Below are 16,273 nucleotides of genomic sequence, written 5' to 3' on the forward strand. Positions count from 1 at the left end.
TGTGACACCTGCCATCAAATTGCTTGAAAAACAAAAGATCCGCCATCAAGTGCTAAGCTATGAGCATGATCCATCTGCCGAGAGCTTTGGGCTTGAGGCTGCCGAAAAACTTGGACTAGAGGCCGATCTGGTGTTCAAGACATTATTGGCTTTTGATGGACAGTCGTTCTTTGTCGCGATTTTACCGGTGGATCATCGCCTAAATCTAAAAAAATTGGCAGCAGCGGTCGGCAGCAAAAAACTACAAATGGCAGCCGCTGCCGATGCGGAACGCGTCACCGGCTACATCGTCGGCGGCATCAGCCCATTGGCTCAGAAAAAGCGTCTAAAAACAGTGATTCACAGCAGTGCCGAAGCGCTGGATCAAATGTATGTCAGTGGCGGTAAGCGAGGCTGTGATATCGGCATCGATCCCAAAGACTTGGCAAATCTATTATCAGCGACATTTTCCGATATCGTCGAGTGATGGGCTTAGTAAAGTTTTGCTGTATTTTGTTTATTTTTTGTAATTTTTGTGCTATAGTTGCTGTCAGCGAGAATTTATATGCGCTGCCAACGCGGTTTTGCCAAGATTTTGGCTAATATCTGGCTTGGCGGTTAAATGCTCATCGATCCTGTAGTGCTGCTCATTGGGATGGCTTGAGCGTTGGCTGATGGGTTTGGCGATTTGAGAATGTTTGATAAAGGATATGGCATCATGGTACAAAGCTGTAAATTTTGCGCCGTTATCAGCGCCTTATCTGTGGTGTTATTGACCGCATGCAACCAAGATAAAGCCGAACCACAAGCATCTAATGTGCCAGAGCAAACCACGAATCAGACCATCGTAAACACAACGCCCATCGCCGAAAGAAAAGCCAATGCCCAAGACAACTGCCCTCGATTGGTACAAAAAAAGGTTGATAGCAACCAAGTGCTGCGCCAAGATAGCATGGCGGGCAATACTTGTGATTATTTTATCTATCCTTATATCGGCGATACCATCCAAGCCAGCATCTCTGATGATCGGATTCGCTTAAGTTTGGTGCGTCCTGACACCCATGATTTTGCCAATGGCAGCTTTGTGGTGACCAAAAATGGTCGTCATGTCATCCGTCTGGAATACGATGCTTTTGGGCGCAGACCCGCTGTGATGGATTATACCATTGAGATTGATATCATCCCACCGTCTCCATGATAAGACCTGCTTATTTTGCCAAAGGATGTGCTAAGCTTATCCATGCCAATATAAAAAGCCAAGTTTACACAACTTGGCTTTTTGTTACGAAGATCGATGTTAATCAAAGATCACATCTCTTTCCAGCGTTTTTGGCTCTCTTTGATGACTTCTTTGGCGACATCCACACCAAAGAAACCTTCAACTTTGGTAGTACCTGGTTTTTTTAGGTCTTTGTAGTGGTTGAAGTGGAAATCAAGCTGCTTGATCAGCTGTGCCGGCAAATCTTCTAGGCTGTTATAAGCATTGCCATTGTTGCGATCGTCGGCAGGTACGACGATGATTTTGTCATCGACTTCGCCATCATCAACAAACTTCATCACGCCGATGACTTTGGCTTGTAGGAAAATACCAGTGGTCAGCGGCTGCTCGGTGATGATCAGCGCATCCAGCTCGTCGCCATCTTCGTCCAGTGTCTGTGGGATAAAGCCATAGTTGCAAGGCTTGGCAAATGCAACTGGCTCAACGCGGTCAAGCTCAAAGCAAGCCAATTTGCGGTTCCATTCGATTTTGTGGTTTGAACCCGTTGGAATCTCAACGACCACATTGATGATACCGCCATCAACATCGCCTGCATCTAGGATTTGGTTAAAATCTGCCATACTATACTCCGATTAAAAAAAGAAATTTGACCTATTTTACTCGTCTATCGCCCGAAGTGCAACCAATCCTTGATGGCGTGCGTGAATATTTTTGATGAATTTTTCGATAAATTCAGCAACTTTGGTGTCATCAAACAGCCCATAGCTTGCCAATTTTGCCATCGGCATCCCTGCATAGCCACACGGATTGATGGCATTGAAGGCGGATAAATCATTGACAAGATTAATCGCCACGCCATGATAGCTAAAGCCTTGCTTGATCTTAAAGCCAAGACTTGCGATTTTGCCAAGCATATCACCATCATGATTATAAATATACACCCCGGGGGCATCACGGCGAGCCTTGGCGATGAGTGAGTTGGGCAGATAGTCGCTGACCACATCTTCGATGGCTTGCTCAGCATGACTGACCAAATCACGCACACCCATGTCGAGTGCGCGTAAATCAAACAACCAATATACGACGAGCTGCCCACGCCCATGCCAAGTGACTTGACCGCCACGGTCGGTCTTGATAATCGGCGTATCTGTTTGATATAAAATATGCTCAGGTTTGCCTGCTTGACCAAGCGTATAGACATCTTGATGCTCGACAATCCACAGCTCATCAGGGTGGATGATGCCTGATTTTTTATCTTCGATACGCGCCAAAGTGCGTGTCAGCATGGCATTGTGTGTGGCGTTATATTCAGCATCATCAGGCAGACGCACTTGAAAATTATCCGTCGATAAGGCTGATAACTGTGTCAACTGACTGGGAAAAATTTGGTTGCTCATAAGCAGTTTTCGAGTGATGTTAAGTTTTTTGGGGTAGGAAGGCATTATACACCAAATTTCATCGCTTTGCTGTAAGATTGATGGTATCTTTGGCAATGCAAGCAGCCACATCAAGGTATATACAATTTAATAATAATTGGAAAATTACTTAAAAAAATTGAAAAACCATTGGGAAAATGAGTGCAAAAGGCGTGATTTTTGTGTATGATAAGCATTTGACTAACAACAATAATCATGGATATGTTTATGAGCAATTCATCAGCACAGCCGATCATCACATCGCTACTGGATAATGATTTATATAAATTCACCATGCTGCAAGCGATGTTGCATCAATTCCCCCAGACGCATGGCGTGTATCGCTTTCGCTGCCGCAATCATGACGAAACTGTCTATCCGCTGAGCCAAATTAAGGATGATCTTGAGACGCAGCTGGATTATTTGTGTCAGCTGCGTTTTGCTCAAGATGAGCTGGATTATCTGCGCAGCCTAAGATTTATTAAATCTGATTTTGTCGATTATTTAGAATTATTTGCGCTAAAACGCCGCTTTATCACGGTATCTGTCGATGAGGAAAATCATCTGAACATCGACATCGAAGGCCCGATGATCCAGGCAATGTTCTTTGAGATTTTTGTGCTATGCATCGTCAGTGAGCTGTATTATGCACGCCTTGATACCAAAGCATTACTGATCGAGGGGCAACGACGCTTGGATGAGAAAGTTGCTTGGCTACATGAATATCACGCCAAACAATCCGCTGATGGCAGCCATGAGTCAGCACCATTTACGGTGGCGGACTTTGGTACGCGTCGCAGGTTCAGTAAGGCGTGGCAGTATCATGTGGTCGAGACGCTGTCAAAGGCGTGCCCTGAGATCGTGCGTGGTACATCCAATGTCTATCTTGCCAAAAAACTTGGCATCACGCCGATTGGCACGATGGCACATGAATTTATGCAGGCATTTCAGGCGCTGGATGTGCGTCTACGAGACAGCCAAAAGGCGGCACTGGAATGCTGGGTGCGTGAGTATCGTGGCGATTTGGGCATTGCCTTGACCGATGTGGTGGGGATGGATGCGTTTTTGCGTGATTTTGATTTGTATTTTGCCAAGCTGTTTGACGGTCTAAGACATGACAGTGGCGACCCGTATGAGTGGGGCGATAAAGCAATCAAGCATTATCATAAACTAAAAATTGATCCAATCACCAAAAGTCTGACTTTTAGTGATGGTCTAACGCTCCAAAAAGCGTGGGATTTGCATCAGTATTTTAAAGGGAGAATTAAGACAGGCTTTGGTATCGGCACCAATCTGACCAATGACATGGGCGCAACGCAGCTCAACATCGTGCTAAAACTGGTGGCGTGTAACGGTCAGCCAGTCGCCAAGCTCTCCGACAGCCCAGGTAAGACCATGATTGAGGATGATACTTATTTGGCGTATCTTAAGCAAGTGTTTGAGATCAAAGAGTGATGAAAGTCTCGTCATCAACCCAAACAGATCAATCAAAAAAGGCGTCATCGGCGCCTGTTTATGTGATGCTAATTTTTATGTGACGCGAAAGTGATGAGTGCTTAGGCGTCTTCTGTTGTCACATCCGCCTTGGCAAATGCCGAGGTCAAAGCAGATTCGACCGCATCAATTCTGGATTGACAAACTTTATAAGCCGCCAAAGATTCTTCGACGATGGCGACCAAATTATCAATGTCAAGTGCATCGGATTGTTCAAGTCGATCGGCATTGGATTTTAAGATTTGATAGGCGTCTTTAAAATTGTCAGGTGCGGTGGCTGTGTCAGTCATAAATAATCCGTATATAAAAAGGTCGGTGAGAGGTTTATTTTGATGCTTATTTTAACCAAAATTTGGGAATTTGTTAATTGATAAATGGCGGATTTATCAAAGATAATTTATTTTTGACGCACTTTGTATCAATCGCGTAAGATTAAAATGACAAATCTGTTGCAAATTCTTACTAATTTGTTATCATAACACCAAAGCGATGGACGATTTGCAATGGATAAACTGCTTATGGGAGCTTGCTGCCATAAGCAGTTTTGCTGTACCTGTAATTTTTGCATCGTTTTGCCTTGATGAGTGGTGGATCGGCCGAGGATCACTGTGATGTGCCAACTTGCCAAAATACATCCTCAACAAAGGTCTTTACATTAAGGATGAATTATGACGAAAAATACCCAACAAGAGACTGATTTTACTCTTAGAACCGATTTTCAGCACGATGATAATAGCACGCCACCTTCAGGTACGCTGCGTAGCGATGCCATTCGCGGCATTGTAATTACTGCGATCGCAGCTGTCGTTGCATTTGTGCTGAACAATATTTTACCTTTTGAACCACTGGCCAATAAAGGCTTGGCATTGGCAGCATTCATTGGCATTTTGTGGCTAACAGAAGCCATTCATGTCACTGCGACAGCCATCTTGGTGCCGCTATTAGCATTATTCATTGGTATTCCAGAGTTTGATACCAAAAAAGCCTTGTCAAGCTTCGCCGATCCGATTATTTTTGTTTTCTTTGGTGGCTTTGCGCTGGCTGCTACCATGCATGTCCAAAAGCTGGATCGTAAGATCGCCTTTGGCTTAATTGGCATGGCGGGCGGTCATCTGGGTCGCGCTGTGGTGATGATGTTTGCGGTGACCGCAGGCTTATCGATGTGGATCAGTAACACAGCGACAGCAGCGATGATGCTGCCACTTGCCATTGGTCTATTGACCTCGGTGGATGAGACCAAAGACCGCAATACCTTTATCTTTGTGCTGCTAGGCATTGCATACTCAGCGTCGATCGGTGGCTTGGGTACTTTGGTGGGTTCACCGCCGAACGCGATTGCCGCCAAAGAACTTGGCATTGGTTTTAGCGAGTGGATGAGCTTTGGTCTGCCAGTGATGCTAGTACTGATGCCATTTTTACTAGGTGCTATGTATCTGGTGCTGCGCCCAAATCTTAATCAAAAAATCCAAATGGTCGAGCAAGAGCATATTCCGATGACTTTGCCACGCATTTTGACTTTGGTCATTTTTGCCATCACTGCGGTGAGCTGGATTTTTGGTAAGCAGCTGGGTGAGACTTTTGGCTTTGCACAGCCTGATACTGTAATCGCGCTGTTTGCGGCGGTGGCGGTGCTGCTGTTTGGCTTGGTCAGCTGGAAACAAGTCTCGGACAACACCGACTGGGGCGTATTGATGCTGTTTGGCGGTGGTATCGCTCTGTCAAATATCATGAAAGACACAGGCGCATCGGCGGTACTGGGCGAGAGCATCTCTGGCGCGTTGGCAGGTGCTTCACCGCTGCTGGTGATCCTAGTGATCGCAGCCTTTATCATCTTCTTAACTGAGTTTACCAGTAATACCGCATCGGCAGCGCTGCTTGTGCCACTGTTTGCGCCAATCGGTGTACAGCTTGGCCTGCCGCCTGAAGTGTTGATTATGGTCATCGGTATCGGTGCTTCTTGTGCCTTTATGATGCCTGTGGCGACTCCGCCGAACGCCATCGTGATGGGTACAGGACATGTCAAACAGCGCGATATGATGAAAGTCGGCTGGTGGCTGAACTTGGTCGCCATTGCCATCGTCACTATTTGGGCGTATGTCTTTTTGGTATAAACCAAACGAATCACTCAGCTATTGAATGATTCAATGACCGAGCGGTTGATATCGCTCGGTTTTTTATATTATCAAAAGCGTGGCGGTTATTTGATTGGTCATCAGTAGGATATATCACAAATCATAGGCCAAAAAAATGAGCCGATGGCGGCCATCAGCTCATTAGATGATAAAATGAAAGACGATTAAAAGATTCGGTTCATACCGTTTAGGGCAGCGACACGATAAGCCTCTGCCATCGTCGGGTAGTTGAAGGTGGTGTTGATAAAGTACTCTAGCGTATGGCCACACTTCATTACCGCCTGACCGATGTGAATGATCTCAGAGGCGTGGTTGCCGTAGCAATGGATGCCTAGCAGCTCCAAGGTCTCACGATGGAACAAAATCTTTAGGACGCCTGAGCGCTCACCGATGATCTGTGCGCGAGCCAGATGGCGGAAGAAAGCTTGGCCGACTTCGTACGGGATTTGCTCGGCCGTCAGCTCAGCTTCGGTCTTGCCGATGCTTGAGATCTCAGGGATGGTATAAATACCCGTCGGTACGCTGTTAATGAACTCTGCATCCTCATCACCAACCATAAAGCCTGCCGCATTTCGGCCTTGATCATAGGCAGCTGATGCCAATGATGGCCAACCGATGACATCACCGACAGCGTAGATGTGCGGAACACTGGTGCGATAAGTTTGATCGACTTCCAATTGACCGCGATTATTGGCGCTCAACCCCACAGCTTCAAGGTTTAGACTGTCGGTATTTCCCGAGCGACCATTACACCAAAGAATCGCATCTGATTTGATTTTTTTACCGCTTTTTAGGTGTAGGATGACGCAGTCGTCATGCGTTTCAAGATGGTCGATTTCTTCGTTATTACGGATGCGCACGCCAAATTGACGGAAGTCGTGACTTAGGGCATCTGAGATCTCTTCATCCAAATAGCTAAGTAGCTGCTCTTTATTGTTAATCAAATCAACCACATAGCCTAAGCCTGTAAAGATGGATGCATACTCACAACCGATGACCCCAGCGCCATAGATGATGATTTTGCGCGCCATATAATCCATCTGTAGGATCTTGTCTGAATCAAAGACGCGAGGGTGATCGAAGTCTAGGATGTCAGGGCGATAAGGGCGCGAGCCGACAGCGATCACTGCTTCATTAAAGGTAATGGTCTTGGTGGGTTCAAGCTCACCCGAATAAATCTCCAAAGTGTGTGCATCAATAAAGCTGCCCCAGCCGTGAATGACTTCGATTTGGTTGCGCTCATAAAACAGCTTATGAGTATTGACTTGATTGCGGATCACTTCACGCGCACGGCTTAGTACTTTATTAAGCGGTACTTGATAGCTATCTTTGGCCTTATTGAACAATGGATCTCGGCGGAAGTTAATGATATTAAATACCGACTGTCTAAGGGCTTTGCTAGGGATGGTGCCGACATGGGCGCAGTTACCACCGACTTGCTCGCGCGGGTCGATGACCGCCACGCGTAGGCCAGATTTGGCAAGTTTCATCGCAGCTGCTTCACCTGCAGGGCCTGCGCCTAACACGATGGCATCATATTCATAATTGTGCTTTAGGCGGTTTTTGTTCAGACGGGTTTTATAGCGCCCCAAATCAATGCGATTGCCATCCAGCGGGCTGATCAAGCTAGGGTGGTCGTGATCGACATGCTGAAATGTGGGCGCAGTTGCTTTGATGGCGGTAGGGGTGTCTTGTGATTCTACGCTGTCTGGTTCGTTATTGGCTTTTTTGTTTTTTGACATATCAATTCCTTAGAAAAATTATGATGGATTTTTTAGATGATCTTTAATCTGGCTTCTACTCGGAGCGCAGTGTCATAAATTTGGTAGGCCTTGAAAAAGCACCTCTTGTAGCTGCCATTTGCCAGTAGGTTCATTGGTTGCTTGATCAAATTCTTGACTGGCACGGATCTTGTAATGCACGCCAGTTCTCGGCTCAAAGCCCTTAATATCGCCAAAACCGATGCCAAAAATCTCACTGTCTGCACCATTGACAGGCTTGACCAATAAACACTGCATGGGTGTGGCTGAATCACACGGCATGCGCGTCGGCAGCACCTCCAGCACTTGACTGTTTTTGGTGGTCAGTACAGGGGCAATATAAGGCGCAGGCTTGGGTGGTGTGGATTGACAAGCCATCAAAAATATGGGTGTCAATAATGCGCTTAAAACATATTTTTTTGTCATAGCATTTCTCTAATTTTTTAACTTTATCTGTTACTGTATCCGCCCATCAGCTGTACGATAGCCAAATCAACTTAAACACCAATGCGGCGTTTTAGGCCAGTGATCTGCAAAATACGCGTAGCAATTTCTTCAACTGACATTTCAGAGACATTCAGATTGGGGATTTTTTGGGTGCTATAAATGGCCTGAATCGCTTGCTGTTCGGCTTGGCATTGGGCAAGGCTGGCATAACGACTGCCTGCTTTGCGCTCTTGGCGAATGCGCACCAATCGCTCGGTATCGATCGTCAGACCAAATAGCTTATTATGATAAGGTTTGAGCGCACGCGGCAGCTGACTGGTGTCTAGATCTTCTTCGGTTAATGGATAGTTAGCGGCACGGATGCCATATTGGAGTGCCAGATATAGCGAGGTCGGTGTTTTGCCAGAACGAGACAGACCGACCAAGATGATGTCAGCGCCATCATAGTGATTGGTGCGGGCGCCATCGTCATTATCTAAGGCAAAATGTACCGCATCGATACGCGCTTTATAATCATCCGAATCAACATTGCTGTGCGCCATGCCTGCATGTGGGTTCGGCTTATGATTGATCTCGGTGGCGATACGATTGATCAAGCCTTCATAGATATCCAGATTGTGAGCATTGGCTGAATTGATGATCTCTCGGATTTCGTCACTGACAATGGTGTCAAATACCAAAGGGCGCAGCTGGGTCTTTTCATAAGCGGTATTAATGCGCTTAACCGCTTCGTGCGCCAGCTGTATGGTATCGACATAAGGGATCACCTGAATGTCAAACTCAACATCACTAAACTGACTTAGCAGCGATTTACCAAGTGTCTCAGCGGTGATCGCAGTGCCGTCAGAAATAAAAAATGCGCTGCGGATGGCGGGGCGATCGTCTTGATCGGACTGTAAGGGGGTATGGACATACATGTCTGTTCTACTTCATTTGACCTAAGATAAATTAGCACCTTAATTATAGCACAAAATTAACTTACGAACAGCACCGCGCACAAATTTCACCCAACTTACGATGGCGTGATTTTGGTTAAGATTGGTAAAGTTCGTTAAAATCAGTCATTTATTGGTTTTTATCATTTTATAAATTTATGGCTATATTTAATTTATAAATAAAAGGATAAATTGATTGTTAATTCTAAAATTTGTCGCTATAATCGCCTAAAATCATTGCAACATCCAATCAAATTTCTAAGATGATGGATAAGTCGGCAGTTTTCATCTTTGAGATTTTGTTTAGCATTTTGGGAGCTACTTATGAGCCAGCAGGTCATTGCATTTAATCAACTGGGCAAGCACGATGTCGAACTTGTCGGTGGTAAAAACTCATCATTAGGTGAGATGATTAGCCACTTGGGCAATCTGGGCGTGAATGTACCAAATGGCTTTGCCACGACATCCGATGCCTTTAACCGCTTTTTGAACGAAACTGGTTTGCTTGACAAAATCAATGCTGAGCTAAAAGGCTTGGATGTTGATGATGTTGAACTACTGGCACAAACTGGTGCTAAGATTCGTGGCTGGGTGATTGATCAAGAATTACCAAAAGACCTAGAAGATGAAATCCGTGCGGCGTTCAACGAGCTGTCAGGTGGCAAAGATATCGCTGTGGCGGTGCGTTCATCAGCGACAGCAGAAGACTTGCCAGATGCGTCATTTGCAGGTCAGCAAGAGACATTTTTGAACATCCGTGGTATCGATAATGTGCTGATCGCCATCAAAGAAGTGTTCGCATCTTTATATAATGACCGTGCGATCGCTTATCGTGTGCATAAGGGCTTTGAGCACGCAGGCGTGGCACTGTCAGCAGGTATTCAGCGTATGGTGCGCTCAGAGACAGGCACTTCAGGCGTCATGTTTACGCTAGATACCGAGTCTGGCTTTGATGAAGTGGTATTTATCACGGCAAGCTATGGCCTAGGTGAGATGGTCGTCCAAGGTGCGGTGAACCCTGATGAATTTTATCTATCAAAAGCACTGCTAGAACAAAACCGTCCAGCTGTCGTACGCCGCAATCTTGGCTCAAAACAAAAGAAAATGGTCTATGGTGATGAAGGCAGCACCACCAAATCAACCAAAATCGTTGAAGTTGATAAAGCAGACCGCAATCAATTTGCCCTAACCACCGATGAGCTAACTCGCCTTGCTAAGCAAGCATTGATCATTGAGAAACATTATGGTCAGCCGATGGATATCGAGTGGGCAAAAGATGGTGATACAGGCGAAATCTTCATCGTACAAGCGCGTCCAGAAACGGTCAAATCTCGCCAAGATAAGAACCATATGGAGCGCTATATCATCAACTCAAAAGGCGCTAAAGTACTCACCGAAGGCCGCTCAATCGGTCAGCGTGTGGGCAGTGGTAAAGTGCGTATCGTCACCAATTTGAACGAAATGAGCAAAGTCCAAGATGGTGATGTGCTTGTCTCTGACATGACTGACCCAGATTGGGAACCAGTGATGAAGCGCGCATCGGCGATCATCACCAACCGTGGCGGCCGTACCTGCCATGCGGCAATTATCGCTCGTGAATTGGGCGTGCCTGCCATCGTCGGCTCGGGCAATGCGACCGAAGTACTGGTTGATGGCCAAGAAGTCACTGTATCGTGTGCCGAAGGTGATACTGGCTTTATCTATGAAGGTTTGCTTGACTTTGAAGTACAGCGTAACTCAATCAGCACCATGCCAGAGCTTGCGTTCAAGGTGATGATGAACGTGGGTAACCCTGACCGTGCCTTTGACTTTGCCCAAATCCCAAATGAGGGCGTAGGCTTGGCTCGTCTTGAATTCATCATCAACCGTATGATTGGTGTGCATCCAAAAGCACTACTGAACATTGATAGCCTACCACAAGAAACCGTACAAGCGGTGCAAGAGCGTATGGCAGGCTACAACTCACCAGTTGAGTTTTATATCAATAAACTGATTGAAGGCATCTCAACCTTGGCAGTGGCGTTCCGCAACAAGCCTGTGATTGTGCGTATGTCTGACTTTAAATCAAACGAATATGCCAACCTAATCGGCGGTAAGCTGTATGAGCCATCAGAAGAAAACCCAATGCTGGGCTTCCGTGGCGCATCTCGCTATGTGTCGGATAATTTCCGTGACTGCTTCGAGCTTGAGTGCCGTGCACTAAAATATGTGCGTGACGATATGGGCTTGACCAATGTCAAAATCATGATTCCATTTGTGCGTACCACTGGTGAAGCTAAGCAGGTTATTGAATTACTAGAGAAAAATGGCTTGAAGCGCGGCGAAAATGGTCTAGAAATCATCATGATGTGCGAGCTACCGACCAATGCTATCTTGGCAGATGAGTTCTTACAATACTTTGATGGCTTCTCAATCGGTTCAAACGATTTGACACAGCTGACCCTTGGTCTTGACCGTGACTCAGGCATCGTATCGCATCTGTTTGATGAACGCGATCCTGCGGTCAAAAAACTGCTCGGTATGGCCATCCAAGCATGTCGCGATGCTGGAAAATATGTCGGTATCTGTGGTCAAGGCCCATCAGATCACCCAGACCTAGCTTATTGGCTGATGGAACAAGGCATCAGCTCGGTGTCGCTAAACCCAGACTCTGTGCTGGATACTTGGTTCTTCTTGGCTGACGATAATAACAAATCTTAAGCTTTGATATTCATAAAACCCTTAAGGCCAGCGCCTTAGGGGTTTTGCGCTTAAAATTAATTGCTTTAATGGCTTTTCATGAATAATTCCACCATCACCGATTTTTTTAGAAATATTTTAAGAGATCTGTATCAAAATATTTACCATCTGTTCGGTGGCAGTCTGGATGATCAAACTCTGACTTTGGCCAATATTGGCTTTAAGATGTTAACCACCAGCATTAAGATTATTATTTTGTTGGTATTGGTGGGGTTTATTTATTGGTTTTTGGTGTATTTAACCAAAACCGTGCGTAAATTGTTTGGCTTGCCACACCGCTATGCGCGCATCGTGCGAGCGACTTTGCGCTATTTATGGTTTATGACAAGCTTATTGGCGATCATGTCACAGATCGGCATTCGAGCCGAGACGGTTACCGCGACTGCCAAGGCGGCCACTTGGGCGGGGTTTTATTATGTGCTGTGGGCGGTCAGTGGGCAGATGGTCAGTGGTGTTCTAAAGCATTATGAGCTGAACGCATCGATTGAGCAGCTTTTAAAGAACTTATTATTGGTGCTGATCTTGGTGTTGGCATTTGCCACGGTGATGGCAAAGTTCGGTTTTGATATTTTCTCCATCGTCGCAGGTCTGGGTATTGCAGGTCTTGCGGTGGGCTGGGCATCCCAAAGCACACTTGCCAACTTTATTGCAGGTATTGTGATTTTGGTAGAGCAGTCGTTTCAGGTGGGTGACTGGATTCGCTTGGGTGACAAAGAAGGGCGAGTGGTCAAGATTTCATTGCGTGCGACCCAAATCCTTGACCGTGATAATATCATTATCATCATCCCAAACTCTGCTGTGGCATCATCTGAAGTGGTGAATTTGACATCCAAAAAGATGATTCGCTTTGATGTCAAAACTCGTATCGGACTACACGCCGACATCACGGCAGCGCGCAGTGCCATCATCAAGACACTCCAAAAAGATGAAGTTGTACTCAAGCATCCTGCGCCACTTGCAACAGTTGATAGCATTGGTGAATCTGGGATTAATCTGATTGTGCGATTTTGGGTAGCGCCGCTGTCTGTCGCTCGCATTCCTGTCATCAAAGAAAACATCAATGAAAAAATCAAACGAGCGCTGGATGAAGCTGGCATCGAAGTGCCATATCCGTATATGAAGCTGATTATGGATGATGGAGTGGATGATATTAAAAAAGTGATTTTGGAGAAGCCATCAGACATCATCTAAAGCTACACGGTGATCCTTGATGCTAAACCGCTTTCATGCCATCTTTGGCTTAAGGCGGTTTTATTTTATGAATAAACGAGCGGATTTTAATATTGATATATGCTATAATAATCAGCTTTTATTCTTGTAATTGATTGGATAGTATGACCACGCACACCCCGACTTATTTTGCTGATTTGGCGAATTTTAATGCTGATGACTTTCATGGTGTCATCACCTGTGCTGATGGACTTGAACAGGCGCTGGTGATCGAGCTTGAAAGCTTTGGGCTTGTGCCACAAATACTGCGTGCAGGGCGTGTGCTGGTGTCGCTGAATTTGCGTCAGCTGTATCATATTTGTCTATTTAGCCGTGTGGCCAGTCGTGTTCTGCTACCACTAGGCGAATATCATTTTAAACAAAAAATTGATAATGGCACAGAAGTGCTGAATGAAGATGTGCCAGAAGCACTGTATCAGTTCGCGACCCGCATCGATTGGACGAAGCTGTTCGGGCTTGAGCATCGCTTTGCTATTCGTCTGAGCACGGATAAGCGACTGACGGTCAATCAGCAGTTTGCCACGCTGCGCATCAAAGATGCCATCGCCGATACCTTTAACCGTGCTTTTGGCGCGCGCCCTGATGTTGATGCCAAAGTGCCAGATTTTCAGATTTTTGCAGCAGCGAATAATAAATTTGCCGAGCTGTTCCTTGATTTATCAGGCACTAGCTTGCACCGCCGTGGCTATCGTGTCGCCAATACTGCAGCGCCACTAAAGGAAAACTTGGCATCGGCGTTGCTGTATGAATGTGGTTGGCATCAAGGCGAGTTTGATGCCATCATTGACCCGATGTGCGGATCAGGCACTTTTATCACCGAAGCACTGCTCATGCGTGCCAATTATCCTGTGGGGCTAGAAAAGGCTAGTGATGAATTTGGCTTTTATTGTTGGCAGAATCATGATGAAGATCTGTGGGATGAGATGGTGCAAGCCGCCCAAGATCAGTTTCATAATAATTTAGATAAATTACAAAATGAAAACTTGACCATCATCGCCTGTGATGCCGATGCTCACGCGGTGCAGGCGTGTCATAAGAACTTGATGGCATCTGGTTTATCGCCGATATTATCCAAAGTGCGACTTGAGCAGCGTCCTCTTGCCACATTGACAGATGTGCTGACCGGCATCACTGCCAAATCACCACTTGTCATCACCAATCCACCATATGGTGAACGACTGGGCGATAGTGATTTTATCAAGCCTTTGTATCACGGCTTGGGGCTAAAATGTGCCGATGGTCTGCGTGATGCAGGCGTGGAAGATGCTTATATGGCGGTGTTGGCAAGCCATGTAGAGCATGCCGATACGCTACCAATCGTAGAGCCGAATACTTTGCGTTGTCATAACGGTGCACTGACGGTGTATTTCCGTCATGGCAAGCTTAACCTATCGCCACTGCCAAGCTTGATTCGTGATTTTGAGCGTCAAGATGTGCAGATCGATGAGGCTCAAGAATTTATCAATCGCCTACAAAAAAATTTAGCCAATCTAAAAAAACAAGCGCTCAAACAAGGCGTGACCAATCTGCGTGTCTATGACGCAGATTTGCCAAATTTCAATGTTGCCATCGATGTTTATGGCGACAAAATCCATGTCCAAGAATATGCACCGCCAAAGCAAATCCCTGCTGATGTCGCTAAGGCTCGTTTTAATCTGGTGCTGCACTCGGTGCGTGAGGTGTTTGGCGTATCTCGTGAGTCGATCTTTATCAAGACGCGCGCTCGCCAGTCAGGCAATGAACAATACACCAAGAATGAAACCACCAAACGCAAAAAAATGTGGGTTGTCGGCGAAGACCATGCCTATTTTTATGTCAACTTCACCGATTATCTCGATACGGGCTTGTTTATCGACCATCGCAATATGCGTGGATTGGTCAAGGCGGCAAGCCGTGGCAAGCGAGTGCTGAACTTATTTTCGTACACCTGCTCAGCAAGCGTGCACGCTGCCATCGGTGGGGCTAAGTGCGTGACCAGTGTGGACTTATCGGGGAATTATCTAGACTGGGGTAAGCAAAACTTCGCCCTAAATGGCTTGGTACTCGATACTGTCTATGAAGATGAATTAAAATATCAGTTCATAGCTGAGGATACTTTTGAGTGGATTAAGCATAATACCGAGCAGTATGATGTGATTTTTATCGATCCGCCAACTTTTTCAAATTCCAAAAAATTCAAAGGTACATTTGATGTACAGCGTGACCATGTGGCGCTGATTAACCGTGCGATGAACCGCCTATCGGCTGCTGGCGTACTGTATTTTAGTAATAACTATACTCGATTTGAGTTGGATGATAGCCTAAAAAATCGCTACGAAATCATTGATATTACACACAAAACCATCGGCTTTGATTTTGATATCAAAAAACCAATTCATCAAAGCTTTGAAATCCGCCACAAAAACGCCATCAAAACCGCCGAAATTGATGTCCATGATGATATGCCAAATGACCGTAGCCACTCATATCAAACACAGGACAAAGCGGATAACAAGCCATTTGCGAAATCTTCAAATAAGTCATCAGACAGAGCGTCGGGCAGGGCATTTGATCAGTCCGCCAAAGCTGAGCGTAAAGCCTTTGATCGTAGCGACAAAAAACACTCAGGCAAAAAAGACTTTAATCAGTCTAAATACCAGGATGGGTCATATGCCAAATCACAGGCTAAACCACAAGGTAAATTTCAAGCCAAATCACAGGGCAAGCGATTTGATCGACAAGCAGATGTCGCTCGTGCAAGCGATAAGCCAGCAAGCGACAAACCAAGCATCAAGCGTGTCTATGTCAATCCAAAGCTTGCCGATGGCGAAAGACTTGCTCAAAGCTTGACACAAAAACTCACCGATAAAAGCAATGATGCACAAACGACATCACGCTATCGCATTAAGCGTAAAGATTCATCAAATTAAGCATTGAAATGATA

The 16,273-nt window shown here is 45.8% G+C and carries 13 protein-coding genes; 7 read left to right on the plus strand and 6 right to left on the minus strand.

Annotation, left to right across the window (positions count from 1 at the left end):
• The first annotated feature begins 1 nt into the window (after position 1).
• Complete coding sequence (gene ybaK, locus B0681_RS01695; RefSeq protein WP_078317006.1) at positions 2-466, plus strand: Cys-tRNA(Pro) deacylase; 465 nt, start codon at positions 2-4, stop codon at positions 464-466.
• A 231-nt stretch (positions 467-697) separates the two neighbouring features.
• Positions 698-1,177 (plus strand): hypothetical protein, encoded by a 480-nt coding sequence (locus tag B0681_RS01700; RefSeq protein ID WP_211271485.1) that lies wholly within the window; start codon positions 698-700, stop codon positions 1,175-1,177.
• A 110-nt stretch (positions 1,178-1,287) separates the two neighbouring features.
• Here the strand turns inward: B0681_RS01700 and B0681_RS01705 are convergent, their stop codons facing one another.
• Together B0681_RS01705 and lipB are read right to left on the minus strand one after the other, a co-directional pair.
• Positions 1,288-1,818 (minus strand): inorganic diphosphatase, encoded by a 531-nt coding sequence (locus B0681_RS01705; RefSeq protein ID WP_078317008.1) that lies wholly within the window; start codon positions 1,816-1,818, stop codon positions 1,288-1,290.
• 36 nt (positions 1,819-1,854) lie between these two features.
• Positions 1,855-2,595, minus strand: coding sequence for a lipoyl(octanoyl) transferase LipB (lipB, locus tag B0681_RS01710; RefSeq protein WP_078317220.1), 741 nt, complete (start codon positions 2,593-2,595; stop codon positions 1,855-1,857).
• A gap of 246 nt (positions 2,596-2,841) precedes the next feature.
• Here lipB and pncB point away from each other — a divergent pair, with 246 nt between their 5' ends.
• On the plus strand, positions 2,842-4,068 hold the full coding sequence (pncB, locus tag B0681_RS01715) for a nicotinate phosphoribosyltransferase (protein WP_407661931.1): 1,227 nt from the start codon (positions 2,842-2,844) through the stop codon (positions 4,066-4,068).
• Positions 4,069-4,169: 101 nt separating this feature from the next.
• On the opposite strand, the gene xseB is transcribed toward pncB, so the two are convergent.
• Positions 4,170-4,397, minus strand: coding sequence for an exodeoxyribonuclease VII small subunit (xseB, locus tag B0681_RS01720; protein WP_078317010.1), 228 nt, complete (start codon positions 4,395-4,397; stop codon positions 4,170-4,172).
• Positions 4,398-4,775: 378 nt separating this feature from the next.
• Between xseB and B0681_RS01725 the strand changes: the two genes are divergently transcribed.
• Positions 4,776-6,218 (plus strand): SLC13 family permease, encoded by a 1,443-nt coding sequence (locus tag B0681_RS01725; protein WP_078317011.1) that lies wholly within the window; start codon positions 4,776-4,778, stop codon positions 6,216-6,218.
• Between the two features lie 185 nt (positions 6,219-6,403).
• On the opposite strand, the gene sthA is transcribed toward B0681_RS01725, so the two are convergent.
• The 3 genes from sthA to ppsR form a co-directional block, all read right to left on the minus strand.
• Positions 6,404-7,981 (minus strand): Si-specific NAD(P)(+) transhydrogenase, encoded by a 1,578-nt coding sequence (gene sthA, locus B0681_RS01730; RefSeq protein ID WP_078317012.1) that lies wholly within the window; start codon positions 7,979-7,981, stop codon positions 6,404-6,406.
• A 72-nt stretch (positions 7,982-8,053) separates the two neighbouring features.
• Complete coding sequence (locus B0681_RS01735) at positions 8,054-8,425, minus strand: DUF4377 domain-containing protein (protein ID WP_078317013.1); 372 nt, start codon at positions 8,423-8,425, stop codon at positions 8,054-8,056.
• 71 nt (positions 8,426-8,496) lie between these two features.
• Positions 8,497-9,363 (minus strand): posphoenolpyruvate synthetase regulatory kinase/phosphorylase PpsR, encoded by an 867-nt coding sequence (gene ppsR / locus B0681_RS01740; protein ID WP_078317014.1) that lies wholly within the window; start codon positions 9,361-9,363, stop codon positions 8,497-8,499.
• Between the two features lie 342 nt (positions 9,364-9,705).
• On the opposite strand from ppsR, the gene ppsA reads away from it, so the two are divergent.
• From ppsA to rlmKL, 3 genes are all read left to right on the plus strand, one after another.
• On the plus strand, positions 9,706-12,081 hold the full coding sequence (gene ppsA / locus B0681_RS01745; RefSeq protein ID WP_078317015.1) for a phosphoenolpyruvate synthase: 2,376 nt from the start codon (positions 9,706-9,708) through the stop codon (positions 12,079-12,081).
• Positions 12,082-12,159: 78 nt separating this feature from the next.
• Positions 12,160-13,311, plus strand: coding sequence for a mechanosensitive ion channel family protein (locus B0681_RS01750; protein WP_078317016.1), 1,152 nt, complete (start codon positions 12,160-12,162; stop codon positions 13,309-13,311).
• 143 nt (positions 13,312-13,454) lie between these two features.
• A complete protein-coding gene (rlmKL, locus tag B0681_RS01755; RefSeq protein ID WP_114144929.1) occupies positions 13,455-16,259 on the plus strand; it encodes a bifunctional 23S rRNA (guanine(2069)-N(7))-methyltransferase RlmK/23S rRNA (guanine(2445)-N(2))-methyltransferase RlmL in 2,805 nt (934 codons plus the stop codon).
• The last annotated feature ends 14 nt before the right edge of the window (positions 16,260-16,273 follow it).

The sequence above is a fragment of the Moraxella porci DSM 25326 genome, from assembly GCF_002014855.1.
Taxonomy (GTDB): domain Bacteria; phylum Pseudomonadota; class Gammaproteobacteria; order Pseudomonadales; family Moraxellaceae; genus Moraxella; species Moraxella porci.